Origin of the sequence: Streptomyces sp. NPDC101152 (genome assembly GCF_044768275.1) — a bacterium.
Taxonomy (GTDB): domain Bacteria; phylum Actinomycetota; class Actinomycetes; order Streptomycetales; family Streptomycetaceae; genus Streptomyces.
This window is the reverse complement of record NZ_JBIWPO010000043.1, coordinates 1-25,237: the sequence shown is the minus strand read 5'-3', so window position 1 is coordinate 25,237 and position 25,237 is coordinate 1. Positions and strand designations below refer to the sequence as shown.

24 protein-coding genes and 1 pseudogene are annotated in these 25,237 nt (G+C 68.5%); 14 read left to right on the top strand and 11 right to left on the bottom strand.

From position 1 onward, the window contains the following. Positions 1–96: 96 nt before the first annotated feature. The 5 genes from ACIRVK_RS35375 to solA form a co-directional block, all read right to left on the bottom strand. Positions 97–864: an amino acid ABC transporter ATP-binding protein gene (locus ACIRVK_RS35375; RefSeq protein WP_404254481.1), complete on the bottom strand. Its 768-nt coding sequence runs from the start codon at positions 862–864 to the stop codon at positions 97–99. Next, a complete protein-coding gene (locus tag ACIRVK_RS35370; protein WP_404254479.1) occupies positions 861–1,820 on the bottom strand; it encodes an amino acid ABC transporter permease in 960 nt (319 codons plus the stop codon). Before ACIRVK_RS35370 ends, ACIRVK_RS35375 begins: the two co-directional genes overlap by 4 nt. Position 1,821: 1 nt before the next feature. Beyond that, positions 1,822–2,841 carry an ABC transporter substrate-binding protein gene (locus ACIRVK_RS35365; protein WP_404254477.1) on the bottom strand — a complete coding sequence of 340 codons (1,020 nt, stop codon included), beginning with the start codon at positions 2,839–2,841 and terminating at the stop codon, positions 1,822–1,824. A 90-nt stretch (positions 2,842–2,931) separates the two neighbouring features. Beyond that, positions 2,932–3,612 (bottom strand): haloacid dehalogenase type II, encoded by a 681-nt coding sequence (locus tag ACIRVK_RS35360; protein ID WP_404254475.1) that lies wholly within the window; start codon positions 3,610–3,612, stop codon positions 2,932–2,934. Between the two features lie 118 nt (positions 3,613–3,730). Further along, positions 3,731–4,867 carry an N-methyl-L-tryptophan oxidase gene (gene solA / locus ACIRVK_RS35355; protein WP_404254473.1) on the bottom strand — a complete coding sequence of 379 codons (1,137 nt, stop codon included), beginning with the start codon at positions 4,865–4,867 and terminating at the stop codon, positions 3,731–3,733. A gap of 278 nt (positions 4,868–5,145) precedes the next feature. Between solA and ACIRVK_RS35350 the strand changes: the two genes are divergently transcribed. Continuing rightward, complete coding sequence (locus ACIRVK_RS35350) at positions 5,146–6,768, top strand: PucR family transcriptional regulator (protein WP_404254471.1); 1,623 nt, start codon at positions 5,146–5,148, stop codon at positions 6,766–6,768. A 163-nt stretch (positions 6,769–6,931) separates the two neighbouring features. Here ACIRVK_RS35350 and ACIRVK_RS35345 read toward each other — a convergent pair whose 3' ends face one another. The 3 genes from ACIRVK_RS35345 to ACIRVK_RS35335 all read right to left on the bottom strand — a co-directional run bounded on the left by ACIRVK_RS35345 (position 6,932) and on the right by ACIRVK_RS35335 (position 10,702). Next, positions 6,932–7,990, bottom strand: coding sequence for a tartrate dehydrogenase (locus ACIRVK_RS35345; protein ID WP_404254469.1), 1,059 nt, complete (start codon positions 7,988–7,990; stop codon positions 6,932–6,934). Positions 7,991–8,060: 70 nt separating this feature from the next. Further along, positions 8,061–8,948, bottom strand: coding sequence for a LysR family transcriptional regulator (locus ACIRVK_RS35340; RefSeq protein WP_404254467.1), 888 nt, complete (start codon positions 8,946–8,948; stop codon positions 8,061–8,063). A gap of 485 nt (positions 8,949–9,433) precedes the next feature. Further along, positions 9,434–10,702, bottom strand: coding sequence for an aspartate aminotransferase family protein (locus tag ACIRVK_RS35335; RefSeq protein ID WP_404254466.1), 1,269 nt, complete (start codon positions 10,700–10,702; stop codon positions 9,434–9,436). Positions 10,703–10,927: 225 nt separating this feature from the next. On the opposite strand from ACIRVK_RS35335, the gene ACIRVK_RS35330 reads away from it, so the two are divergent. Continuing rightward, entirely contained in the window at positions 10,928–12,613 is a 1,686-nt protein-coding gene (locus tag ACIRVK_RS35330; protein ID WP_404254465.1) for a PucR family transcriptional regulator, read from the top strand. Positions 12,614–12,749: 136 nt separating this feature from the next. Here ACIRVK_RS35330 and ACIRVK_RS35325 read toward each other — a convergent pair. Continuing rightward, positions 12,750–12,917: pseudogene (locus ACIRVK_RS35325) on the bottom strand (IS5/IS1182 family transposase); the annotation flags it as partial. 109 nt (positions 12,918–13,026) lie between these two features. Between ACIRVK_RS35325 and ACIRVK_RS35320 the strand changes: the two are divergent. After that, positions 13,027–13,248 (top strand): hypothetical protein, encoded by a 222-nt coding sequence (locus tag ACIRVK_RS35320; protein ID WP_404254464.1) that lies wholly within the window; start codon positions 13,027–13,029, stop codon positions 13,246–13,248. A gap of 297 nt (positions 13,249–13,545) precedes the next feature. After that, positions 13,546–13,938, top strand: a complete 393-nt coding sequence (locus ACIRVK_RS35315) for an ester cyclase (protein WP_404254463.1) — start codon at positions 13,546–13,548, stop codon at positions 13,936–13,938. Between the two features lie 569 nt (positions 13,939–14,507). On the opposite strand, the gene ACIRVK_RS35310 is transcribed toward ACIRVK_RS35315, so the two are convergent. Continuing rightward, entirely contained in the window at positions 14,508–15,086 is a 579-nt protein-coding gene (locus ACIRVK_RS35310) for a TetR/AcrR family transcriptional regulator (protein WP_404254461.1), read from the bottom strand. 91 nt (positions 15,087–15,177) lie between these two features. Here ACIRVK_RS35310 and ACIRVK_RS35305 point away from each other — a divergent pair, with 91 nt between their 5' ends. The 6 genes from ACIRVK_RS35305 to ACIRVK_RS35280 all read left to right on the top strand — a co-directional run bounded on the left by ACIRVK_RS35305 (position 15,178) and on the right by ACIRVK_RS35280 (position 18,721). After that, a complete protein-coding gene (locus ACIRVK_RS35305) occupies positions 15,178–15,624 on the top strand; it encodes an anthrone oxygenase family protein (RefSeq protein WP_404254459.1) in 447 nt (148 codons plus the stop codon). Between the two features lie 181 nt (positions 15,625–15,805). Beyond that, complete coding sequence (locus tag ACIRVK_RS35300) at positions 15,806–16,156, top strand: antibiotic biosynthesis monooxygenase family protein (protein WP_404254457.1); 351 nt, start codon at positions 15,806–15,808, stop codon at positions 16,154–16,156. A gap of 140 nt (positions 16,157–16,296) precedes the next feature. Beyond that, positions 16,297–16,683, top strand: a complete 387-nt coding sequence (locus ACIRVK_RS35295; RefSeq protein WP_404254455.1) for a VOC family protein — start codon at positions 16,297–16,299, stop codon at positions 16,681–16,683. 209 nt (positions 16,684–16,892) lie between these two features. After that, the gene (locus tag ACIRVK_RS35290; RefSeq protein WP_404254549.1) at positions 16,893–17,504 is read left to right on the top strand and encodes a DsbA family protein; all 612 of its coding nucleotides are present in this window, start codon (positions 16,893–16,895) and stop codon (positions 17,502–17,504) included. Between the two features lie 117 nt (positions 17,505–17,621). Next, positions 17,622–18,323 carry an alpha/beta fold hydrolase gene (locus tag ACIRVK_RS35285; RefSeq protein ID WP_404254453.1) on the top strand — a complete coding sequence of 234 codons (702 nt, stop codon included), beginning with the start codon at positions 17,622–17,624 and terminating at the stop codon, positions 18,321–18,323. Positions 18,324–18,568: 245 nt separating this feature from the next. Next, positions 18,569–18,721, top strand: coding sequence for a hypothetical protein (locus ACIRVK_RS35280; RefSeq protein ID WP_404254451.1), 153 nt, complete (start codon positions 18,569–18,571; stop codon positions 18,719–18,721). A 137-nt stretch (positions 18,722–18,858) separates the two neighbouring features. On the opposite strand, the gene ACIRVK_RS35275 is transcribed toward ACIRVK_RS35280, so the two are convergent. Then, the gene (locus ACIRVK_RS35275) at positions 18,859–19,443 is read right to left on the bottom strand and encodes a carboxymuconolactone decarboxylase family protein (RefSeq protein WP_404254449.1); all 585 of its coding nucleotides are present in this window, start codon (positions 19,441–19,443) and stop codon (positions 18,859–18,861) included. A gap of 139 nt (positions 19,444–19,582) precedes the next feature. On the opposite strand from ACIRVK_RS35275, the gene ACIRVK_RS35270 reads away from it, so the two are divergent. From ACIRVK_RS35270 to ACIRVK_RS35255, 4 genes are all read left to right on the top strand, one after another. Beyond that, on the top strand, positions 19,583–19,879 hold the full coding sequence (locus ACIRVK_RS35270; protein ID WP_404254547.1) for a winged helix-turn-helix transcriptional regulator: 297 nt from the start codon (positions 19,583–19,585) through the stop codon (positions 19,877–19,879). A 66-nt stretch (positions 19,880–19,945) separates the two neighbouring features. Then, on the top strand, positions 19,946–20,815 hold the full coding sequence (locus tag ACIRVK_RS35265; protein ID WP_404254447.1) for a PhzF family phenazine biosynthesis protein: 870 nt from the start codon (positions 19,946–19,948) through the stop codon (positions 20,813–20,815). 490 nt (positions 20,816–21,305) lie between these two features. Continuing rightward, positions 21,306–22,123, top strand: a protein-coding gene (locus ACIRVK_RS35260; protein WP_404254445.1) for an IS5 family transposase whose coding sequence is annotated in 2 segments (ribosomal slippage) — positions 21,306–21,648 and positions 21,648–22,123 — 819 coding nt in all. Because the reading frame shifts where the segments join, the coding sequence is not laid out codon by codon here. Between the two features lie 142 nt (positions 22,124–22,265). Beyond that, positions 22,266–25,022, top strand: coding sequence for a SpoIIE family protein phosphatase (locus ACIRVK_RS35255; protein WP_404254444.1), 2,757 nt, complete (start codon positions 22,266–22,268; stop codon positions 25,020–25,022). Positions 25,023–25,237: the final 215 nt, after the last annotated feature.

The following is a 25,237-nucleotide window of genomic DNA, read 5'->3' as shown; positions in this document are numbered from 1 at the left end:
ACGGCGATGTCAGCGACGGTCGGATCGACGTCTTACTGGAGGGCGTTGAGGACCGGGACCTGCAGGGTGCGGACGTCACGTCAGTCCGAGCCGCTTCTACAGGACCCTTTCGAGGAAGGCCTGGGTGCGTTTCTCACGGGGGTTGGCCAGCACTTCGCGGGCGTCGCCGCGCTCGACTGCGATGCCTTCGTCCATGAAGAGCACTTCGTCGGCGACCTCGCGGGCGAAGCCCATCTCGTGGGTGACGAGCAGCATGGTCATTCCGTTGCCGGCGAGGTCGCGCATGACGGCGAGTACTTCACCCACACGCTCGGGGTCCAGCGCGCTGGTGGGTTCGTCGAACAGCATGATGGTGGGTTCCATCGCCAGCGCGCGGGCGATGGCCACGCGCTGCTGCTGACCGCCGGAGAGTTGAGAGGGGTACTTGTGGCCGCAGCCCTTGAGGCCGACCTTGGCCAGCAGCTCCTGTGCCTGCTCCCGGCAGGCGGTACGGTCCTTCTTCTGCACCAGCACCGGTCCGGACATGACATTGCTTTCGGCGGTCATGTTCGGGAACAGGTTGAACTGCTGGAACACCATGCCGATGCGGGCACGCTGCTCGGCCAGCCGCTGCGGGCGGACGGCGTGGTAGGCGTCGTCCTTCTCGACGTAGCCGAAGTCCTCTCCGTTGACCCGCAGGACTCCGCGGTCGACGGTCTCCAGACCGTTGATGCACCGCAGCAGGGTGGATTTGCCCGATCCGCTCGGCCCGATGATGCAGGAGATCTCGCCTGCCGCGACGGTCAGGTCGATGTCGTGCAGGACCTGGTGACGTCCGAAGCTCTTGCACAGCTTGCGTGCGACGATCGTTCCGTCGGCGTTCACAGCAGGGACTCCCTCGTGGTGGGAACCGGCTGGCCCGCCCCCGGCTCGGCCGCGGTGGCGGCCGGGGTCAGCCGTGCCCGGGTGGAGCGGGAGAACCGGCGCTCGATCATGGACTGCGGCACGCTCAGCACCAGCGTCATGATCAGGTACCAGAGGCTGGCCACGATCAGCAGCGGGATCGTCTGGTAGTTGCGGGCGTAGATCGACTGTGCGCTGTTCAGCAGGTCGGCGACGCCGAGCACGCTCACCAGCGAGGTCTCCTTGAGCATGCCGATCACCTGGTTGCCGGTGGCCGGGATGACCGCCGGCATGGTCTGCGGGATGATCACATGCCGGAGCTTGGTGAAGGCCGACATGCCCAGGGACTCCGCCGCCTCGTGCTGTCCGCGACTTACCGATGCGAACCCGCCGCGGATGATCTCGGACATGTAAGCGGCCTGGTTGAGCGTCAACCCGACGATGGCCGCGGTCATCGGCGTCATGATCGCGTTCACGTTCACCGGCGTGGAGATGTCGGTGAACGGGATGCCGATCGAGAGGTGCGGGTACAGCGCCGCGATGTTGAACCAGAAGACCAGCTGCACGAGCACCGGGGTGCCGCGGAAGAAGGTGATGTAGAGCTGGGCGAGCCCGGAGACGGGCCGCTGGTGCGACATGCGCATCACCGCCAGCACCAGCCCGAGCAGCGTGCCCAGGGCCATGCTCGCCACGGTCAGGAGGAGCGTGATCAGCAGGCCGTTGAGGATGGTCTCGGTGGTGAAGTAGCTGAACACCACCGGCCAGCGATAGTTCTCGTTCGTCACCGCGGTCCACACCAGACCGGCGACGATCGCGATCGCGACGGCCCAGGCGACGTAGTCGCGCGGTCGTTTCGGCGTGATCCGCTTCTTTTCTTCGGCCCGCAGTGGTGACACCGGTCGGCTCCTGGTCTTCGTACCGATCAGATCCGTGGACATGTCAGTCCTGCGGGACGGCCATGGCCGCGGTCTTGATCCCGAGGTCCTTGAGACCCCAGCGGCCCAGCGCCTGGGTGTACTTGGGGTCGTCGATGATCGACTGGATGGCAGACTTCACCGCGGGGGTCAGCGGCGAGTCCTTCTTCAGCGCGACGGTCGCGGGCTTGGTGGCCACCAGGGGCTTGAGGACGTCGAAGGTCTTGGGCTGCTGCGCGGCCGCCCACTCGAGCGAGATGAAGTCGTACATCACCGCGTCGATCCGCTTGGAGACCAGCTGGGTCAGAGCGTCGTTCACGCTGGGCAGGGACACAGACTTGATGGCCGGCTTGCCCTTGCTCGTACAGTCCTGCTTGGACAGCTGGGGCAGCCACTGGAGCTCCGCGGTGCTGCCGGAGGGGACGGCGACGCGGTGCCCGCACAGCGTGTGGGTGCCCAGCTTCTGCGGGTTGCCGTAGGGGACGGACACTCCGGTCCCGGAGTTGACGTAGTCGACCATGTCGAGCACCTTCAGCCGGTCGCTGGTGGCGCCCATGGTGGACGCGGTGAAGTCGTACCGGTCGGCCTGCAGTCCGGTGATGATGGTGTCGAACTTGACGTTGTTGATCTGGAGTTTCAGGCCGAGCTTGGCGGCGATCAGCCGGGCCATGTCCGGGTTGAACCCGATCGGGGTCTTGTTGTCCGATGCCATGAACGTGGTGGGCGGATAGGCCAGGTCCATGGCCACCGAGAGCGTGCCCTTGGCCTTCACCGCCGCGGGCAGCAGCTTCACCGCGTTCTGGTCCGGCGTCACGCCCACCGAGATGTCGTCGGTGTGCTCGGCCGACGCGCCGGATCCCCCGCCCTGCGTCGTGCTCTTCGCCGCCGCGTTCTGCGCGGTGCCAGTTGCCCCGCACGCGGCGAGCGCGAGGGCCAGGGCGGTGGTGACGATCGGGATGCTCAGGTGTCTGTTGACCTGCATCGCGGCGGCCACGGCGCCTGCGGTGCGGAATACGTTTCTGCGGCTTGTCCGGTTGGTTTCCATGGCGGTGCCTCCTGGGGATACGGGGATACGGGGAGTCCGTGATGCGGGGACGACGTGCGGATCGGACGGGGGGCGGGTGCGCGTCGCGCGTCAGATGCCGAGCATCTGGTTGAGCTCGTCCAGGGACTTGACGGTCACGTAGTCGTAGCCGTGGGTGACCGGGTCGCAGCCGCGGTCCAGCAGGACGAGGTTGCGGAAGCCCATGTCGTGCATCGGCATCAGGTCGTAGCGGGTGTGCGAGGAGACGTGCACGAAGTCCTCGGGGGACGCGTCGAGTTGGTCGAGCATGTACTCGAACGCGGCGTAGCGGGGCTTGTAGTAGCCGGCCTGCTCGGCGGTGAAGACGGCGTGGAAGTCGGCGCCCAGCCGCGGCACGCTTTCCGCGAGGAAGGAGTCGTCGGCGTTGGAGAGGATCACCAGCTTGTAGTTCTCGCCCATCTTCTTCAGTGGTGCCGGCACATCTGCGTGCGGGCCCCAGCTGCGCACGCCGTCGGCGAGCCGCTTGCCCGCGTCCGGGGCCGCCTTGACGCCCCACTTGCGGCAGACCCGCTCGAAGGCGGCCTGCAGCGTCTGCTCGTAGGGGTAGTACTTGTCGAGGACCGAGTCGTAGCGGTATCCGCGGAACTCCTTGACGAACTGGTCCCACTGCTCGGCGGGGATCTGGTCGCCGACGAGTTCACGCGTGATGGGGGTCATCGGCCACTCGATCAACGTCCCGTAGCAGTCGAACGAGACGTACTTGGGGCGGAACTGGAACGAGGGAATGGGCATGGAGGTACTCCACTTTCTTGCGTCGGGGAACTGGTCGGGGCCGGCGCGGACCTGCTTTGAGCATGCTCACGACAGAAATGCCGGAAGTGAGGGTGATGACGTCGGCAACCGCCGGGGGTCAGGCGGCGCCGACTCCTGCCGGAGCGAGGAAGTCGACAGGGTGTTCCGTGGTGCCGTCGAGCGCAAGGTCGGCGGCGATCTCTCCCATCGCGGGCGAGAACTTGAAGCCGCTGCCGGAGAACCCGGCCATGACGATGATGTCGTCCTCGCCGGGGAGATGACCGACGATCGGGTTTCCGGACTCCGTGTAGCCCTCCATGTAGGCCGACATCCTGATGGGATCGGGGTTCAGGTCGGGCATGAGTTCACCGATGAGCTCGCGGAAGACACCGAGTTCCTCGGGACGGACGGTACGGTCGAGCCGATCGGGCTCGGGCACCGGCGCATGGTATTTGAAGGAGAGACCGAGCTTGACGGAGATGCCGTCGGGCGACGGGATTCCGAAGCAGTCGTGGGGTGCGGCGCGCACGAAGGAAGGGGCGCCGCCCGCGAACCAGTCGTGGCGGGTGGGCAGGTGCCAGGAGCAGACCACCCGGCGGACGTCGACGGTCCGGGGGAGGTCCGAGAGCAGGGTGTTGATCCAGGGGCCCACGGTCACCACGGCGGCGTCCACGTGGTCCGTGCCCAGGTCGGTGATGATCTGCACCCCGCCGCCCGCCGCGGAGACGAGCTCGCGCACCGTGGTGTAGCGGTGCAACCGGGCGCCCAGGTGCTCGGCACGGCCGGCGGCGGCCTGAATCGCCGCCTCCGGCCTGATGACGGCGCCCAACCGGTCGAGGACAGCGGTGTGTCCGTCCGGGAGCCGGTGCTGCGGGTAGCGGCGGCCGAGTTCCTCCCGGTCCAGGACCTCGTGATCCAGCCCGTGCGCGGCGCTGGTGGACAGGAGGAGGCGCATGGACGGGGAGGCGGTCTCTCCCATCACGAGGCTGCCACTGCGGCGTCGCAACGACCGGCCCGTCTCCGCCTGGAGCTGCTCCCACATCCGGTCTGCCAGCCGCAGCAGCGGAATGTACGCGGGCTCGCCGAGGTGGGCGGCCCGGTAGATCCGGCTCTCGCCCCCGGCCGCGCCTCGGTCGTGACCCGGTGCGTACCGGTCGTAGCCGATGACCTCGGCTCCGCGGGCGGCCAGTCGCCACATGGCCTGGCTGCCCATGCTGCCGGCACCGATCACGGCGACGCGCTTCGGGATGCGCATGAGGTCGCTCCTCTCGATGGTGTGGTGGGTGGCAGTGGGGCCCCAGCACTGTGCGGACACCGTGCGGACCTTTCCGGTTCGCCTCCTGCTGAGGATGGCGTTCACTCTCCGCCCGGGTGAACCCGCAGGGCAACCCACACTGTGTTCCGCCTCGGGGCCTTCTTGAGACGGTCTGTCACGGCGGACGACCGGACTGCCCGAATGACGGGCCGCCTCTTGTCACGATGAGTGGCCGATGCGAAGGTGAGCCCGATTCCCCTCGGATGAAAGCACCACCTATGCCGCCCAGACGTCACGCAACCGGGCACTTCCCCACGCTCGGGGAGGTACTGCGCCTGCCCGTGCTCGCCGAAGGGATGCCTCGCGTGCTGGCGGGCGAGTCACGGCTGGACAGCCCGGTGCGCTGGGTGCATGTCACCGAGCTGCTCAACCCCGCGGACTTCCTTGAGGGCGGCGAGCTGATCCTGACGACCGGTGTGCCGCATCCCGAGAACGCCTCCGAGCTGCGCGGCTACGTCGACCAGTTCGCGGACGTCGGCGCGGCCGGCCTGGTCGTAGAGCTCGGCTACCGGTACCAGAAGGTGCCTCACGAACTGGTGGCGGCGTGCCGCGCTCGTGACGTGCCGCTGGTCGAGCTGGCCCGTGGCGTCCGGTTCATCGACGTAACGCAGACGGTGCACGCGCTCATCCTCGACGCCCAGGGAGCCCTGCTGCGCCGTGGGCGGGACATCCAGGACATCTTCACGGCCCTGACGCTGCGGGGCGCGGATCCCGAGGAACTGGTGCACACCACCGCGGAGCTCACCGGAACCCCCGTGGTGCTGGAGGATCTCACCCACCGGGTCCTGGTGTGCGAGCTGCTCGGCCGGCCGTACGAGCCGGTGGTGTCGGCCTGGTCACGGCGCTCACGGGCCGCCCCGACGCCGGAAAGGATCACGCCGAGCGGCCCGGAGGGGTGGCTGATCGCGCCGGTGCAGGACCACCACGGCCCGTGGGGGCGGTTGGTCCTGCTGGAGGACCGGCTGAGCGCCGAGCCCGACCCGGAGCACGTCCTGGTGCTGGAACGTGCCGCGATCGCGCTGACCATGGCGCGTCTGGCGGGGCAGGCCTGGTGGGAGCGCCGGGCCCACCGCTCCGTACTGCGGGACCTGTACGAACGGCGTTTCCGCTCCCCCGCGGACGCCCGCGCCCGCGCCGAGGCACTGGGACTGCCCACCCTCGGACACCGCCTGTTCGCCGTGGTCATCCGCCACCCGTACACCGGCGCCGAGGGGGAGCACCTCGACGAACGCATCGCGAAGGCGCTGACGCACACCGGTGTCCGCGCCCTGGTCGGCGAGACGGCCCCGGGCCGGATCGGCGTCCTCATGGCTCTGGCGCAGGCGAGCGCCTGGCAGCCGGTCGCCGAGCGGATCGGCCGCCTGGCCCGAGAAGAGCTCGGACCGCGGGCCGTCGTCGCCGTCGGCCCCGGGGTGACCGACCTCGGCGGGATCGCCCGGTCGTGGCAGGAGGCGGAGCAGACGGCCGAGGCCATCACACCGGCCTCCCCGGAGCAGTGGTTCTACGTCCCCGCCGACGTCCGGCTGCCGGAGTTGCTGGGCGTCCTTCGGGAGGACACCCGTCTTCAGCGGTACGCGGAACGGCAACTGACCCGCCTCATCGAGCACGACGACCGCAACAACGGCGACCTGCTCCCGGCACTGCGCGCCTATCTGGCGGCGGCCGGGAACAAGTCGGTCGCGGCGAAACGCGCCGGCATGTCCCGGCAGGCGTACTACCAGCGTCTGCACACCATCGAACGGCTCCTCGGCTGCGACCTGGAATCAGGTCTGGAGCGCACGAACCTGCACGTCGCGGTGCTGGTTCTGGATGCGGGAGAAGCAACTGTTCCCGGCGTGTGACGAGAACGTCGGCCACCCGCGTCGCCTTGCGGCGACCGGTGCCCGAGGAGACGCCTTGTGTACGTGCGTCCTGTCCGACGTCAAGTTCGGCCTCATGGCCAGGGCGCACAGGAGTGACCGGTGGACGGCCTCGTCCCTGCCGCCCACCGCGGAACAACATGGTTCAGAGGAACTCAATCAGCCTGTCGGTGAACTCGGCTGTGGTCGCGGTTCCGCCCAGGTCGCGGGTGCGGGTATCGGTCTTGGCCAGGACCGACGCGATCGCGTCCGTGATGTCCTTGGCCGCGGCTGGATGGCCGAGGTGGTCGAGCATCATGGCCGCGGACCAGATTGCGCCCAACGGGTTGGCGATGCCCTGACCTGCGATGTCGGGCGCTGAGCCGTGTACCGGCTCGAACATCGAGGGAAACTCGCCCTCGGGGTTGAGGTTGGCCGCCGGGGCGACGCCGATCGATCCGGCGACCGCGGCCGCGAGGTCGCTGAGGATGTCGCCGAAGAGGTTGGAGGCGACGACGACGTCGAAGCGGGCGGGGTCCAGGACGAACTTGGCCGCCAGCGCGTCGATGTGCTCCTGGTCCCAGGTGACGCCGGGGTGCTCGGCGGCCCGCTCGGCGATCAGCTCGTCCCAGAACGGCATGGTGTGAATGATGCCGTTGGACTTGGTTGCGGAGGTGAGCTTCCCTCGGCGGCGGGCGGCGAGCGAGAACGCGTAGTCGGCGATACGGGTGACCCCGGCCCGGGTGAACACCGCTTCCTGGACGGCCAGCTCCTCGGGCGTGCCCTGGTTCAGCCGTCCACCGATCTCGCTGTACTCGCCCTCGGCGTTCTCCCGCACGACGACGAGGTCGACCTCGCCCGGTTGCGCGCCGCGCACCGGACTGTCGATGCCTTCGAAGACCCGGACGGGCCGGAGGTTGACGTACTGGCGGAAGCTGCGCCGGATCGGGATCAGCAACCCCCACAGCGAGACATGGTCCGGCACCCCCGGGTAGCCGACGGCGCCCAGCAGGATCGCGTCCTTGTCGCGCAGCTGGTCGATGCCGTCGGCGGGCATCATCGCGCCCTCCCGCAGGTACCGCTCGCACGACCAGTCGTACGACGTGTAGGACAGCCTGAACCCGTGTCGGCGGCCGAGAACGTCGAGCACCTGCTGTGCTGGGGGCAGTACCTCGGCGCCGATGCCGTCGCCGGGGATCAGGGCAATGCGGTGGTTGGTCGTCATGCCAACGATTGCAGCAAGGCGGTCCGCGGGGCGTCCAAGACGCAAAGCGGATATCCCTTATAAGCGGCGCCTACCAGCTGTCGGCGGCCGAGAGGGCGGCCGTGACGAACGCGGCAGCCGCCGGCGACAGGCTGCCGCGGCGGCTGACGAGAGCGATGTCCAAGGTGGTCTCCGGCTCGATGTCCAGGACGCGGGCGCCCAGCTGCCGGGCGAGGTCCCGCCAGGAATCCATGACCACCGCGAGCCCGACCCCGGCCAGCACCAGGGGCATGAGCGACACCCGGTGCTCCGTCTCGGCGGCGATGGTGAACTCGATGCCCTGTTCCCGCAGCGCGTCGACGTAGGCGCGCATCCCGGTACCCGGCTGTCCGACGATCAGCCGCTGTCCTGCGAGTTCTTGGCACTCCACCGCCGTCCGACCAGCGAACGGGCCGTCGGCCGGCACCATCAGCACGAAGCGCTGCCGCTCCAGCGCGTGGGAGACGACCTCCTTGTCGGAGAACGGCCCGGTGGATGCCAAGAGCCCCAGTTCCACGGCACCCGTACGCACCATGTCGGTCACCTCACGCGCGGTGAACGCCGCTTTGATGGCCACGGAGACGCCGGGATACCGGTGGGTGAAGGTACTCACCAGACGCGTCAGCGGCTCCACCGCCTGCGACGGCACGGATGCCACGTCCAGGCGCCCCTCACGCAACTCGTGCACCGCCACAACACTCGCCCGCGCCGTCTCCAAACTCCTCACGGCCTCCCGGGCAGGCTCGATCAGAGCCCTTCCGGCCTCCGTCAGCACTGCCCTACGCCCGATGCGATGGAACAACTCGGATCCGAGATCACGCTCCAGTGCACGCACGGCCTGCGACAGCGACGGTTGCGACACGTACAGAGCCGAGGCCGCACGGTTGAACCCCCCACGATCAACGATCGCAAGGAAGTACTCCAGCTGCCGAATGTCCATTACGCACACTCTGCCCCTCAATAAAGCAGCCGACGACTCGATTGGTCCCGACCCCGGTTGCGTGAAGGACAGTCTCGACGAAGCACGGACCCCCGATGCACTGACCGTTGCTGTCACCGAAGCGCGGTCACAGCTGATCGAGGCGCTCAATGGCCGGCTGAGGTGCTGAGTCACAGCCGTCTCCCGGCGGAGGTCCGAAAACCGACAGTAGATCAGCGTTCAATGAGCGCCATGCTGCAGGCGCTGCGCCCTTCTCACCGCGGTGATGGGCATGGACGAGGCGATCGTCGCCACCATGCGGGCCCGCCCCGAGGGACGTGCCTGGTGGTATGTCGACTGCGACTGCGACGGCGCGGACGCGGTAATGGCCCGTGCCACCTAGCTGTTGGACCTACAGCAGCGCCGGAGAACCTGGCCGCTCACATGCGCGACTTCCGCAAGCTCCTGACTCAAGACGCGAGGGACGGCACCCCGGCCCGACCGCGTCATCGCCGCGCCGCTCCCGATGTGCCGGCCTCCACCGCGGCCGCCCATGCCTGGAGTCCGTGGTCCACCGCCGTCTCGTCGATCACCAGGGCCGGGATCATCCGCACCACCTGGTTCCAGGCGCCGCACAGAAGCAGCAGCAGGCCCTGGTTGACGGCGGCACGCTGCACGCGGGCGGCGGTCTCGGGGTCCGGACTGCCGTCCTCGGTGACGAACTCGGTGGCGAGCATGAGGCCGAGGCCGCGTACGTCGCCGATGCCTGCGGTCCGGTCGGCCACCGCCTCCAGGCCCTGGCGAAGGCGCTTGCCCATCGCTTCGGCGTTCTCGACGAGCTTCTCGTCGTGGACGATGTCGAGAGTGGCGCAGGCTGCGGCGCAGGCGACGGCGTTGGCGCCGTACGTACCGCCCTGCGATCCCGGCCACGCCTTGGCCATCAGCGCCTCGGAGGCGGCGATGCCTGCCAGCGGGAAGCCGCTGGCCAGGCCCTTCGCAGTGACGAGGATGTCGGGTGTGACGTCGAAGTGCTCGTGTCCCCAGAACCGGCCGGTGCGGCCCACTCCGGTCTGCACCTCGTCGAAGATCAGCAGAAAGCCGTGCCGGTCGGCCCGCTCCCGCAGGCCCTCCAGAAAGGCGCGGGTCGCTGGCACGTAACCCCCCTCGCCGAGCACCGGCTCGACGATGACGGCGGCCGTGTCAGCAGGTGAGGAGATCGTCTGGAGTGTGTAGTCCAGCTCCTGCAGGGCGAATCGTGTCGCGGTCTCCTCGTCCCAGCCGTAGCGGAAGGCCGAAGGGAAGGGAGTGACGACGACACCGCTCATCAACGGGGAGAAGCCCGACCGGAAGCGGGTGCCGGAGGTCGTCATCGAGGCGGCGGCCACCGTACGGCCGTGGAAGCCACCGTGACAGACCAGGATGTTCGGCCGACCGGTGGCCTGCCGGGCCAGCCGCAGCGCCGCCTCCACCGCCTCGCTGCCGGAGTTGGTGAAGAACAGGCTGTCGAGCCCCTCGGGAAGGACCTCGCCCAGCTTGCCGACAAGGCGCTGAAGGGGCTGGTGCATGACTGTCGTGTACTGGCCGTGGACGAGGGTGCCCACCTGTTCCCGGGCAGCCGCCACGACCTTGGGGTGGCAGTGCCCGGTGCTGGTCACGCCAATGCCGGCGGTGAAGTCGAGGTAGCGGCGGCCGTCATCACCGTAGAGGTGGACGCCCTCTCCCCGGACCGCCACCACGGGCGTGGCCTGGCGAAGGTGCGGTGACAGTGCAGTCATGTTCGTCTCCCGGCGGATCGTCGGTCTGGCTCCGGTCCGGTCGAGCATCTCCACGTTCCTCGATGACGCCAACGCCCGATCTGTCCGGCCGCGCCGCGGCATCTGGACGTTGTGTCAGCCGCACCGGGCACCATGCCCCGCTCACCCTGCTCACAGCGGCCCTTTCAGAGCTCTTGCGCAGGTCAGTGAGGCTTGTCAGGGTGACGGAGCACCAAGGGAGGTCCCATGCGCGAGAAACACCACACGACTGCGAGGCCCGTCACCGACGGTCTTGATCCCTCCTTGACAGGGCCGGACATGCCCACCGTCGGCCATCCACTCACCGTGGCCGACGTTCTGGCCCTGCCCGTCCTGTCCGCCGGACAGCCGCAGGTCCTCACCGGCGCAGACCTGCTCGACCGCCCCGTCCGCTGGGTTCACATGACCGAGCTGACCGACCCTGCCTCCTTCCTCAAGGGCGGCGAGCTCGTACTGACCACCGGTATGCCCCTCCCCGAGGAGCCGACCGGTGTACGCCGCTACGTCAACGAACTCGCCGACATCGGCGCGGCGGCCTTGGTCATCGAACTGGTCCGCCGTTACCACCGCCCGCCGGACGCCCTGGTCCATGCCTGCCAGGCCCGCGGGCTCCCCCTCGTGACCCTGGCGAAGGACGTCAACTTCCTTGAGGTCACCCAGGTCGTCCACGCTCTCATCCTCGGCAACCAGGTCGAGGAGATGCGCCGGACCCAGCGCATTCACGAGGCGTTCACCGTCCTCACCCTGCGCGGCGCTGTGCTCGAAGAGGTCGTACGTGCCGCCGCTGAGATGAGCGGTCACACCGTCGTACTGGAGAACCTGGCCCACCAGGCACTGATCTGCGCGCCCTCCGCAGGCACGGTCGAGACAGCGCTCAGCGACTGGGAACGGCGCTCACGAGCGGCACCTCCCGCCGGTCACGCATCCGTGTCCGGACCGGACGGCTGGCTTGTGACATCCGTGGAGTACCAGGGCGAGAGCTGGGGCCGGGTGGTCATGCTGCCCGCCCCTTCGGGCCAGCCCACCCCCTCGGCATTCGGCCCCACGGTCGTGACGGTCCTGGAGAGAGCTGCGATGGCCCTCACCATCGCCCGCGTCATCCAGCCCGTGCCCTGGGAACGCACCGCACAGCGCAATCTCCTGCGCGACCTCGTCGGACAACGTCACCACTCTCCTGCGGACGCCGAGGCCCGGGTCGCCGCACTGGGTCTGCCCACCAAGGACTGCAGCTTCGCGGCCGTGCTCGCGGACCTCCCTCAGGAGACCGACGCGACGAAATGCGAGGCACTCCTCTGCGAAGAGCTGAAGAAGCAAGGGACACAGGCCCTCGTCGGCGCCCTCGGCCCCACGCGCCTCGGCATCCTGCTGCCCCTGCGCCCTGGCCGGCCCTGCCCACCCGTGGTGGAACACCTGAGCCGCACCGTACGCGAGGTGGCGCCGGGGGCCACCGTCAGCGCAGGTAGCGAGGCGACGGACCTCTTCGATGTCGCCCGATCCTTTCGGGAGGCGACGCGCGTCACCGAAGCCACCGAGCCCGGCCAGCCGCTCCCGCCGGGACGCTCTTACCACAAGCCGTCCGACATCGGCCTGCGCCGCCTGCTCTTCGCGCTCAGGGAGGACACCCGGATCCAGGACTTCACCGAGCGCCGGCTCAGCCGGCTCCTCGACCATGACGCCCGCCACGGAACGGACTTGCTGACGACCTTGCGCCACTACCTCGACGCGGCAGGCAACAAGACCCTGGCAGCCCGCTCCGGCTGTCTGTCCCGCGAGACCGTCTACCAACGTCTGCGCAGCATCGAGCGGATACTCGACTGCGATCTCGAGTCCGGCGAACACCGCGCCGAACTACACGTGGCACTCACAGCGCTCGACGTCCTACGGGCCAGGTGAGCCGGAAGGACGAAGCAGTCCGGGCCCACAACGAGCAGTGTGCATCGTGAAAACTGCAGGTCGGATGATCTGGTGTGCGTGGGCGTCGGGATGCTCGGCCAGGTCCGGGGCGATGGTCCAGCGACAAGATCGTCGGTCATCGGGCAACTTCCTTGTTCGTGAGGACCGGCAGGGCCCGCACCAGCGCGGTTGCCCACTTCGGATCCGTGCGGACCTTGCCCAGGACGCGCCAGTTCTTCAAGTGCGTGAAGCCGTGCTCGACCGGGGCGCGCACCGCGGCCAGTGCTGCGTTGGACAGCTTCTGGCAGCCGTGGTCTGGGAGCTCTGAGCCTGCCGCCCGCGCCGGAGTAGTCGTGGCCACGGCTCCCGTGCAGACCGTCACAGTACAGGGGCAGACCTCAAAGCTCCTGGCCATGGCAGCCTGCACGGATCCGATCGGCGCCGTCGTCGGCTGGACCGATCTGACCGCGCCGGGTATCGCCCCGGAGCCGGCCCGGCTGCGGGCGCTGCTCGGCGGCGAGTTCCTGGCGGGCATCCGCCGCCAGGTGCGGCTGAGGTGGATCCGACTGGCTGACCCCCGCCCGGACGTGCTGCGCGCCTTACGCGGCTGTGGCCGCCGCGGGACTCCTCTATGACCTGGTGATCCTGCCACGCCAGTTGCTCGATTGAACAAGTCAAGAGCCGGGCCGACGCGCCTCATCGCAGTTGCCCCCGGCCGTTGGAGCGGCTCCGGCCGGTGGAGCACCAGGGGAAAGATGACCAGCAATTCCCCTGCATGGATCGATACTCGGCTTCATCGCCGAGGGACCCCTGCCTGGACACGAGCTGCGCCGCCGCATCTCACAGCTGACTGGCTATACGCGGCCGGTCAGTGCCGGCAAACGTCTCTGGAGAGGCACAGCAAGATGCCATCGCAATCCACCGAGTCAGTTATGAACCGTTTCGTCGAGTTCATCAACACGGGCAACGACGATCTCGCCCGCGAGGTCATTTCTCCGGACGCGGTGTTCCATGCGCCAAGCCACCCGGAACCACTGCGGGGGCCCGATGGGTACTCGGAAGTCCTCGGGATGATGCGCTGTGCCTTCCCCGACGTCCAGTGGACGCTGGAGGAGAAGATCACCGAAGGCGACACCGTGGCCGCGCGGTTCACCATGCGGGGAACCCACGTCGGTGAATTCTTCGGGATCCCGGCGAGCGCTAACAAGATCTCGGTGCAGGCCATGAACTTCTACTACCTGGCCGACGGCCGGATCGTCGGCGAACGGGGCCAGCCCGATCTCCTCGGGGTGATGCAGCAGATCGGTGCCGTACCGGCGCCATAAACCTTGTAAGCGCCGGGTGAGCCTTCTGCTGCGCGGGATTGCCGCTGCCGGGAGGGGGCCGTACGGCGCGGTGGCAGAGGGCGAAGGTCCGCACCGGAGCGCGGGCGGCCGGCGCGGGTTCACCGCAAGAGGCCCGTCTTCGTCTTGCTCCGGCGTCTTCGCGCAGACAGCGCCCGTTCGGCGAGAGCTTTACACCTTGTCACCGCTGACGTGACCGAGCCGGGTACGGAACTGCTCGCTCTACGGCGAATACTGCAACTCTCGAATACCGACGCTTCACCAGTGGCATGTCCACACGGTGGACACGGAGATCGTGGCGATCGCGGGCTCCCCGGCCCGCCCCGCCTACCTCGTCATCCGGCTCCCGGACGGCACCCTCGCCCAGACCGCGCAGCTGGACAGCAGGCAGCGCGCCGCCGTCAGCAGCTTGCGGGGTCGGGGCTCGTCTGGGGTACGGGGCCCGGCGGTCTGCGGTTGCGCGGTGTGGGCGCGCGTGGCCGGAAGCGATGCCGCAGGCAGGCAGCGGCGGGGCCCGAGGGTCCCGGCTGTGTGCCTGCCGGGACGGTGTGTCAGACGACGGCGAGCCGGTCCACCAGCAGCTCCACCCTCTGCTCGGCGTACTCGGGCGGCAGCCGTCCCGACCGGGTCAGGGTCGCCACCCCGTGCAGGGACGCCCAGAACACCTCGGTGAACAGCCCCGGCTCGACACCGTCCCCGGCGACCTCGCCGAGGCACTCCAGCAGCGCGGCGAAGGCGTCCTTGAGAGGTTCCGGCGTGTCCTCCTGCGCGTACGCGAGACCCCCGTCGAGCTGGAAGAGGGCGTCGTAGACCGCCGGGTTGCGCACGGCGAAGTCGAGGTAGGCGCGGGCGAGGGCGTACACCCGGGCGCGCGGGCGGTCCGCGGCGGTGGTCGCGGCCCGTACCGCCGCGGCCAGCTCGGTGGCGCCCTGGAGGGCTACGGCACCGATGATCTCGCGCTTGCCGCGGAAGTGGCTGTAGAGGACGGGCTGGCTGTATTCGATGCGCTCGGCGAGCCGGCGGGTGGTGACCGCGTCCCAGCCCTGCTGCTCGGCGAGTTCGCGGGCCGTCGCCACGATGAGGCGCTCGCGCTCCGCCCGTTCGCGCTGCTTGCGTTCCTGTACCGACATGATTCGATCCTAGCATCGCTAGACAAGAGAGCGGCAGCAGAGCTAGCGTTGCCTCATCACCTAGCGACGCTAGATCACGGGAGAGGTCATCATGCTCAGCGCACTCGAGGTCGTCACCACCGTGCTCGTCGGCGTGATGGTGGGGGTGGAGTTCTCCGTCCTCTTCGTCATGAACCCGATCCTCAACGCCCTTCCGGAGGACAGTCGCCAACTCGGCCACGCCCACGGGGGCCGGATGCTCGGCGCCGTGATGCCGGTCTGGTACATCGGCTCGCTCGTCCTCGCCGGCATCTGGGCCATCGCCGGACGGCACGACCACGGCACCGGCCTCGTCGTCACCGCCGGCGCGTTGCTGCTCCTCAGCGTGATCATGTCGATCCTGCTGCTCGTCCCGATCAACAACCGGAACAAGACATGGACCCCCGAGAACCGTCCCGCCGACTGGAAGGAGCAGCTGCACCGCTGGGAGCGATGGCACTACGCCCGCGTCGCCGTCATCATCGCCGCCTTCGCCCTGCTGGTCACCGCCCTCACCTGAGCCCACGGGCTCACCCGCCCGGGCGCTGGCCGCAACCGCTCGGCCGTGCGCCCGAAGTGAGGCACCGCCACCGCCCTCCACATCCAGGACCCGGAGACCAACACCCTCGAACTCCGCCGGCATCCCCGCGACGCGGGGCGCCAGTGACACCACTGACCGCTAGCGACAGGAAGTACCGAAAATGACCAAGCTGCAGAGTCTCGACCCGAATACGCCGATGTTCGCGCAGTTCAAGGAGAAGACCGGGCCCATCGTCCTGGCCAACACCTTCGTCGTCCCGAAGGAGAGGACCGAAGCCTTCCTCGCCCTCTTTCACAGGCAGGCCGAGTTCATGAAGGCTCAGCCGGGATTCGTCTCCCTGCAGATGCACAGGGGAACGGCGGGCAGTCAGCTTCTGATGAACGTCGCGGTCTGGGAGTCGACCGAGGCGCTCGCCACGGCGTTCGGCAGGCCGGAGTTCCAGTGCATGGTGGCCGAGTCTCCCGACGACGTCGTGTCCTACCCGCACATCTTCGAGCAGATCGACGTATGACACGGCAGCTGTAGCCGGGGGAGGGCGGGCCGGAGAAGCCCTGCCCTCCCCGGGCAGTCACGCATCCACCCACCATGCCGGGTCGCCAAGGCCGCCGAGCACCCACCACGCGTAAGCCCGCCCCTGAAACAGGATTCGCTATGACCGTGGAACTGATTCACACCATCGTCCCCGCCCGTGACCCGCAGGCCTCGGCGCAGTTCGTGGCCGACATCCTCGGTCTGAGTGTCGATCCGCCGGTGGCGCACTTCACACCGGTCACGCTGGCCAACCGGGTCAGCCTGGACTACGACCAGCTGGACGACTTCGAGCCGCACCACTACGCGTTCATGGTCAGCGAGCAGGAGTTCGATGCCGCCCTCGCCCGCATCCAGCACGGCGGGATCACCCACTTCGGTGATCCCGCATGCCAAGAGATCGGGCAGATCTATCACAGTAAGCACACCGAGGGCCGCAGGGGCACCTACTTCCACGACCCCGACGGACACCTCATGGAAATCCTCACCCGCGGCGGCGCTGGGTCGTGAGGCCGATGGCGGCCCAGCGGATCACGGCTTAAGGACTGCCTGGAACGGTCGCAGCGCGGGAGGAGAGGAAGTCAAGAGCTGTGCCGACGGTTGGACCAGGATGAATCGTCTGACAGCCGAAGTGAGGAATGCCTGACTGGTCAGATACTGTTGTCCTCGGTGAACCGCTCGCACCAGGCGAGCACCCCACCCCGATGCCGAGGTTCTCGATGCAGCTCGTCTACGCCTTCGACGCCTACTGCGGCTGGTCGCACGGGTTCTCCCCGACCCTGCGCGAGGCCGTCTCCCGCCACCCGGACATACCAGTGGAGGTCATCTCCGGCGGCCTGTTCACCGGCTCGCGCCGGGTCCCGATCCGAGAGTTCGGCTACGTCCAGGGCGCCAACGCCCAGATCGCCGAACTCACCGGCGCCGAGTTCGGCGAGGGATACGACCGGCTGATCGCAGACGGCTCGTTCGTGATGGACTCCGAGGCCGCCGCGCGCGGCGTCACCGCCCTGCGCCGGGTGGCCCCCGACCGGGCGGCCGAGCTGGCCGGCGCCCTCCAGCGCGCCTTCTACGTCGACGGCCTCAGCCTGTCCGAGTCCGCCACGTACCGGAAGATCGCCGAAGAGGCTGGCCTTGACGCCGACGCCGTCGTTTCCGCCTTCGAGTCCCCCGAGGCGTACGACGCGGCGGCGGACGACTTCCGCCGCTGTGCCGAGCTGGACGTCACCGGCTTCCCCACCCTGCTCGCCGTCGACGGCGACCGCGTGGCCGTCCTGGCTCACGGCCACGCCACGGCCGACGAGGTCGACCGGCGACTCGCCGCCCTCTCCTGACTGCGTAATCCCCATCCACGCAACGAGTACCAACCATGAGCAGTTCGTGGACACCGCCCCCGCCCCCGTCCACGACGCCATGACCGACTGACCCCCCGCTACTTGAGGACAGCTCAGATGAACCCCAATGTCGTTCTCGTGCACGGAGCGATGCACACCCCGTGGATCTTCGAACCCCTGCGTGAGAGGCTCAGCGCCCGTGGCATCACCTCCCGGGCCGTCCAACTGCCCAGCAGCAGTCCCGACAGTGCGGCCACCCAGGGGCTGGCCGAGGACGTCGAGGTTGTGCGCGCCGCTGTCGCGGCTGCCGACGGACCTGTGGTGCTCGCCGCGCACTCCTACGGAGGAGTACCGGCGACCTGGGCCGCCGCAGAGTTGGACCAGGTCGCGGAGCTCGTCTACATCGCCGCCTTCGCCCTCGAAGCGGGCACCTCAATGATCGAGTGGATGGGCGGCGACTTCCCGCCCACCTGGAACCGCTCGCCCGACGGCCTGGCCGTCAAGGCGGGAGACGCCGAGGAGGCCATCTTCAGCGGTGTCGATCCCGCCCTGACCGCCGAGGCCGTCAAACGCCTCAACTGGCAGGGCATGCGCGCCTTCACCGAGAAGCTGGGCGCCGCGCCGACCGACGTTCCCCTGACGTATGTCGTGGCCACCGAGGATCCGGCACTGCCGCCCGCGGTACAGGAACAGTGGGCCGCGCGTGCCGCCCACAGTGTTCGTGTTCCCTCCGGGCACTCCCCGCACCTGTCGCACGCCGACGAGGTAGCCGACGTCCTCGCCAACGCCGTCGCGCGGGCCTCCTCCAACAGGTCCTAGTCTAGGCGCGGTCGTGCTCGCCCATAGACTCGTCTGGGTTGCGCGAGCGCGAGGAGCAGTCCACCCGCCAGGACGAGTGCGCCCGCTCGGTCCACGTGAGCGGAGCGGCCTTCGGGAGCTACGGACATGAAGCGCCAGGCGGCCAGGAAGGCAATGGCGGTGACGAACAGGCCGAGGCCGTAGGTAGCGCGCACCCCGCCCCGCCGGACTCGGTGACTAGGCCGGTGAGGGGGTAGCCGACCCCGATGACGGAGACCATCGAGATCAGGGCGATCGTGGCCGCGCTGCGGCCCCTCGGGAAGATGGTCACGGGCCACGCCCCTCATCAGCGCCGTCAGACCGAGTCCGACGCCTCGGGCGGCCCTGCCGACAAGCAGCCACGCGAACGGCAGCGGTAATACGGTGAGTGCGTGGAATCTTGTCGCCACGCTGGTGATGAGCGGTGCCCCGAGGCTGGCGCCTGCCGCCGCGGCCAGGGTGATGAACATCAGGGAGGGGGTTGGTTGCTGCGCCTCGGAGTGCTCCCGGGTAGTGTTCACCGTTTGGTCGCGGTCGTGATGGGGAGGAGGTCGGCGAAGCGAGGCGCACCGGGCTCGTGCGGCACGCGCGTGGCGCGCGCGGCGAAGCTGACGGCGTGGTACCACCCGCACAGCAGAAGCAGATCGAGCAGCTGGAGCTCGTCGAAGACCGACACGAGTTGGGTCCACAGCGAGTCGTCGATGTCGGAACGCTCGTGCAGCGCGTCGACGGCGAGGATGAGCAGCCGTTCCCGCTCGGACGTCCAGCACTCGTCAGCGGGGCCGCCGTGCACCAGGGATGCCGCCTCCTCGCGGGTGAGCCCGACCCGCTCGGCGAACGTCATCATGTGCACGCCCCACTCGTACTCGCAGCCGCACCGCACGCATGTCCGGTCGATGGCGATCTCGCGTTCCCTCATGGTCAGGGTTAGCTGTCGGCCCAGCTCATAGCGCCCCCATCCGTGCATGGCGCCGGCCATCGGGAGGTTTCTGGCGAACATCCGGAACAGCCCGATCGGCGAGACGTCCCCGGGCATCATGCGCGCGAGCAGCGCGCCGGCCTCGTCGGCGTACGGCGGTTCCAGCAGGGCTATTCGCGACATCGGCGCTCCCGTTGAGGTTGTTTCGAAATTCGAAACACGGCACGGATGTTAGTGTTTCGAATAACGAAACGCAAGGAGGGTCATGCCGACACCGCGCCCAGGAACACCGGTTCGTGGATCGACGACCGGTCGTCCGATCATGGCCGCGATGGACCTCTTCGGCCGTCGGTGGGCGCTGCGCATTCTCTGGGAGCTGCGTGCGGGTCCGCTCGGCGCCCGCACGCTGCTGGCGAGGTGCGAAGGACTCTCATCCAGCGTCCTCTACCAGCGGCTTCGTGAACTCACGACAAACGGGATCATCGCTCCCTCGGTCGACGGCTACGAGCTCACTCGCCTGGGTGCAGCACTCATCCACGCCCTCCGACCGCTCAACGAATGGGCGATCACCTGGGCACAGGCGCAGGAACAGGACGATCAGAATCCTGCGGAGGCATGAAGGTGGAGCTGGCGGTGGACGGGGGAAGCAGACGCCGGTCCGGCACAAGGGGGTCACGGCACTGCGATGAGTAGGCACGGCCTGCCCGTCACGATCGTCCGCGCGTGCATGCGCGACGGCCAGGGCGGTAGTCCCACCGCGGTACTGGACGAGGCGTCGTTGAGTGACGATGAACGCCGTCGTGTGCCGGTTCGGACGGGAACGTCGCACGCCGTTTTCGTGTCGGTGCACGGCAGCCGACGACGCGGCCCGATCGTTTCCCTCCGCTTCTTCACCGCCGAGGGAGAACTGCCCGCGTGCGGTCATGGGACGGTTGCCGCTCTGGCCTTCCTGGCCGAGCGCGCCGGGAGCCAGGAGAATCGAGCCACCATCCATGCGTCAGGACGTGTCTTCCCTGGTTGGTCCGTACGTGAGAAGGCGCATGTCCATGCCGCCTTCGACCCCGGTCCCGTGGACCTCCGTAGGCCCACAGCGATCGAGTGCGACCTTGTCCTGCCCGCACTCGGTGTCACCTCGGGCACACTCGCTCCCGGTACCCGCGTCGCCTCAGTGGGGCGGTCGCGGTTGCTGGTTCCCCTTACCACGCGGTCCGCTCTCACCACCCTCAGCCCGGACTTCGAGCGACTCCGTGCCGCCTGCGACCGTCTCGGTTTCCTGGGCTGCTACGCCTACTCGGTGCCGGCGTCCACCGGCCGCGTCGCAGCCCGCATGTTCGCCCCGTCGATCGGCGTCGCGGAAGACATCGCCAACGCCAACAGCACCGCCTGCCTCGCTGCGCACCTTGCCGGCCAGGGCATCAGCAACATCGCGGTCGACATGGGTGACTCCCTCGGCAGTCCCTCCACGATCACTGCCATCGCACACCCCGACCCGTCGGGGCCGCGGGTCCACTTGGGCGGCGCCGCGGAAGTCACACGCAGCATCCGCCTGCCATGAACGGTCCGGAGCTCATCAGCGGCGGGCACGTCAGGCGATCGTCAGCCGCCTTGTCCTCCCGCAGCAACAAGCGACGAAAGCGGCTCCCACCCTGGTGATGATGACGCCGGCCGTCCAGGCCCTAGTCTAGACGGCCGGGGCCCGCTTCCGGCCGCCGTCGGCGCGGGACTGCGGGTGCCGGCGTCCGCGCCGCTGCACGGCGGCGAGCTGCCCGGCATGGTCGACCAGGAGCTCGCCGACCTCATCCGGCCGGGCCTGACCCCTGCACAGGCGTGCGTCCTCGCGGCCGCGTCATGCCCAGGAGTGACGGACGTCCTTCTGGCCGCCTCCGGTACGCCACACTGGAGACAGGCGGCCGACGCCGTCGCTCAACCCTCCCTGACCGCCGAAACTTTCGTTGGAGTCGATAGCGACGCTGTTCTTGTCCTCCCGTTCGGTTAAGAGCTTGTCTCATGTGGTGATGGTGCGAGCTGCGGCATGATGTCTCTTCGTGGGTGCTGATCTGTCGCAGAGGCTGGTTCCTGACGGCCTGTGGGAACTGGTCGCCCCGCTGCTGCCGTCGTTCAACTCCCGTCCACAGGGCGGCGGGACCGCGCCGCTGGACGAGCGTGCCGTGTTCACGGCGGTGGTATACGTGCTGACCAGCGGATGTGCCTGGCGGTATCTGCCGGAGACGTTCGGGGTGTCGCCCGCGACGGCACACCGCCGGTTCACAGCGTGGACCGAGGCGGGGTTATGGCGCCAACTGCACCGGGCGGTCCTGGACGAACTCGGCGCCCAGGGCGAGATCGACTGGACCTCGGCGATCGTGGATGCCGCGTCGGTGCGGGCGAAAAGGGGGGTTCGCTGACCGGGCCGAACCCGGTCGATCGCGGCAAGAAGGGCAGCAAGCTGCATGTGCTGTCCGAAGCCCAGGGCATCCCCCTCGCCGTCGCCGTGTCCGGCGCGAACGTGCACGACAGCCTCGCCCTCAAACCGCTGATCCGCGGCATACCCGCCATCCGCTCCCGGCGTGGACCTCGTCGGCGCCGTCCAGTCAAACTCCGTGCCGATAAGGCGTACTTCTCCGCCCACCACCTCTCCTGGCTGCGTGAACAGGGACTGGTCCCGCGCATCGCCCGGCCAGGAATCGAGTCCGGCGAACGACTCGGCCAGCACCGCTGGAAGATCGAGAGGTCAATCGCCTGGCTGTTCGGCTACCGACGTCTCACCGTCCGATACGAGCGAAAGGGCTCTCACTTCCTCGCCTTCCTCGGCCTGGCCGCCGCCCTGACCTGCTACAAGAAACTCGCAAAGCTCACCACGTGAGACACCCTCTAAGTGCGTCGACGACGTTGCGAGAAGTTCCTAAAATCACCGCGCCCTGCGGTGATCTGACCGATCCGCCATCCCTTTTCAGAGCTAATTGCATCATATGTAAAATAACTAGATAAGACGGTTAAAATCAAGTATGGCCCGGTTGAAGAGTCAATACCTCCGGCCGATCCGGCACCGGAGAGGCGACGACCGCCAGCGGCAACGGTCTCCGTCGGCCACACAAGAGCCATCACGGCGGCGGCAGCGTTCGGTGGCGGGCATCCGCAGCGTCGCCGGGCAGTTGTTCCTGCTCCAGGTCCTTGTCGTGCTCCTACTCGTGGTCGCCTCCGTGGTCACGCTACTTCTCATGGCACGTAGTGACCGCTTCCAGGGAGCGCGCGACCGGTCGCTCGCCACAGCCTCCGCGTTCGCCCACAGCCCCGGCCTGGTGGCCGCAATGCAAGGCCCTCACCCCACCGCGGTGCTTCAGCCACTCACCGAGGCTGCGCGAAAGCAGGCCGGGGTCAGGTTCATCGTGGTCATGAACCGGGACGGCATCCGGTACACGCATCCTCTCCGGTGGGCGATCGGGAAGCACTTCGTCGGCACGATCGGGCCGTCGCTCCACGGTCGAGTCACCGTCGAGGAGGTCACCGGTGGGCCCCTCGGTCACGACGTACAGGCGGTTGTACCAGTGAAGGACGCGAACGGCGCAGTGGTCGGTATGGTCTCCGCCGGGCTTCAGGTCAGCCAGGTAAGCAGTGCCGTCGGTCGACAGCTGCCGGTGATGCTGGGGGCAGGTACTGCGGCGCTGGGCCTGGCGACCGGCGGTACGGCGCTGGTGAGCAAACGGCTGCGTCGCCAGACCCATGGCCTCGGGCCGGCTGAGATGACGCAGATGTACGAGCACCACGACGCCGTGCTGCACGCGGTGCGCGAGGGTGTGGTGATTGTGGGTGAGGACGGGCACTTGCTGCTCATCAACGATGAGGCGCGCCGTCTGCTCAACCTGACCGAGGACGTCGAGGGCCAGCCCGTCGCCCAGCTCGGTCTCGATCCGCGTATCGCTGAACTACTGGTCTCCGGCCGGGTCACAACCGACGAGGTGATCCCAGTCGGCAACCGTCTGCTGGCTGTCAACAGCCGGCTTCCCGACCAGCATGGCGGCTCCTCTGGCAGCGTGGCCACGCTCCGGGATTCCACCGAACTGCTCGCCCTCGCCGGAAAAGCCGAGGTGGCGCGCGGTCGGCTGCGGCTGATGTACGAGGCCAGCCTGGCCATCGGGACCACCCTCGACGTGCGGCGCACCGCCGAGGAGCTCACCGAAATGGCTGTGCCCCGGCTCGCCGACTTCGCGACCGTCGACCTCTCGGAGCCGGTACTGCGCGGCGAGGAACCGCTGACCCCGGTGAGCGAGGAGGCAGCGGTGCTGTGCCGGGTGGCGCTCGCCGGGACCAGGACGGATCATCACCTCTTCCCCGTGGACGAGCCGCTCACCTTCTCCTCCCTGACCTCGCAGGCGATCGGCTTCGGCGGGCAGGCGGTCCTGGTGCCTGATCTGGCGGCCGACAGCACCTGGCACACTCAGGATCCGGAGCGCGTCCAGGCCTTGTTGGACGACGGGTTCCACTCGCTCATCATCGTGCCGCTCAAGGCCCGCGGCGTCCTGATGGGGATCGCGAACTTCTGGCGCGCCGGGGAGAGCGATCCGTTCGAGGAGGACGACCTGTCGCTCGCGGAGGAGTTGGCGGCCCGCGCTGCCGTATGCATCGACAACGCCCGCCGGTTCACCCGCGACCACACGCTGGCCGTTACTCTCCAGCGCAGCCTGCTGCCACGCGGCCTGCCTGAGCAGAACGCCCTCCACACCGCCTCCCGCTACCTGCCCGCTGAGGCCGGGGTCGGCGGGGACTGGTTCGACATGATCCCATTGCCCGGTGCACGTGTCGCGCTCGTGGTCGGCGACGTGGTCGGCCATGGCCTGCATGCCGCCGTCACCATGGCCCGGCTGCGCACCGCCGTCCTCAACTTCTCCGCACTCGACATGCCGCCGGACGAACTTCTCAGCCACCTCGACGGGCTCGTCCTCCGTATCGACGAGGAGGGCGCCGCCGCCCAGAGCGAGCCCGCCGTCGTGGGTGCCACCTGTCTGTACGCGATCTACGATTCGACTACCGGTATCTGTACCCTCGCCCGCGCGGGGCACCCACTGCCTGCCTTGGTCCATCCCGACGGCACCGTCGAACACCCGGAACTGCCCGCCGGCCCGCCGCTGGGCCTGGGCGGATTGCCCTTCGAGACCATCGACCTGCACCTGGCTGCCGGAACGAGCCTGGTGCTCTACACCGACGGCCTCATCGAGGGCACGAACCGCGACATCGCCGCTGGGCTGGACCTCCTCAGCAGTACGCTGGCCCATCCCGGCCGCAGCCCGGAGGAGACCTGCGATGCCGCACTCGCCGCCCTGCTGCCCGCCCATCAGAACGACGACATCGCTCTGCTCGTCGCCCGCACCCGCATCATGGCGCCTGACCGGATCGTCGGATGGGACATTCCGGCCGACTTCTCCGCTGTGGCGGTGGCACGTGCCGATGTCAGTCGACAGCTTGCCGAATGGGGTCTGGAGGAGGCGGGCTTCGTCACAGAGTTGATTCTCAGTGAGCTGATCACCAACGCCATCCGCTACGCCACCGAACCCATCAGGGTTCGGCTGATCTTTGACAGCAGCCTGATCTGCGAAGTCTCCGACGCCAGCAGTACTTCGCCCCACCTGCGCCAAGCAGTCGCCGATGACGAAGGCGGCCGCGGTCTGTTCCTGGTCGCCCAGCTGGCCGACCGCTGGGGCACCCGTTACACGGCGCGCGGCAAGGTCATCTGGGCCGCACAGTGCCTCCCCGGGACCGAGGTCTGACTGTTGCGGATATGGCGCCCGGTCGGCGATAACCAAGCTGGCCGGGGCTACCGCCGGGCTGGCGGGATGTCAGGTCTGTGGAGCTGGCGTAAGACTGCTGGGCGTACCAACGTCCCTTGCCGTTACTGAGCTTTTCAGGTTGGGTTCGGTTGGTGTGAAGTGATGGTCAGTCCGGTCTCGGTGAGGCAGCCGTCAATGAGTTCGGGATGGCGCTG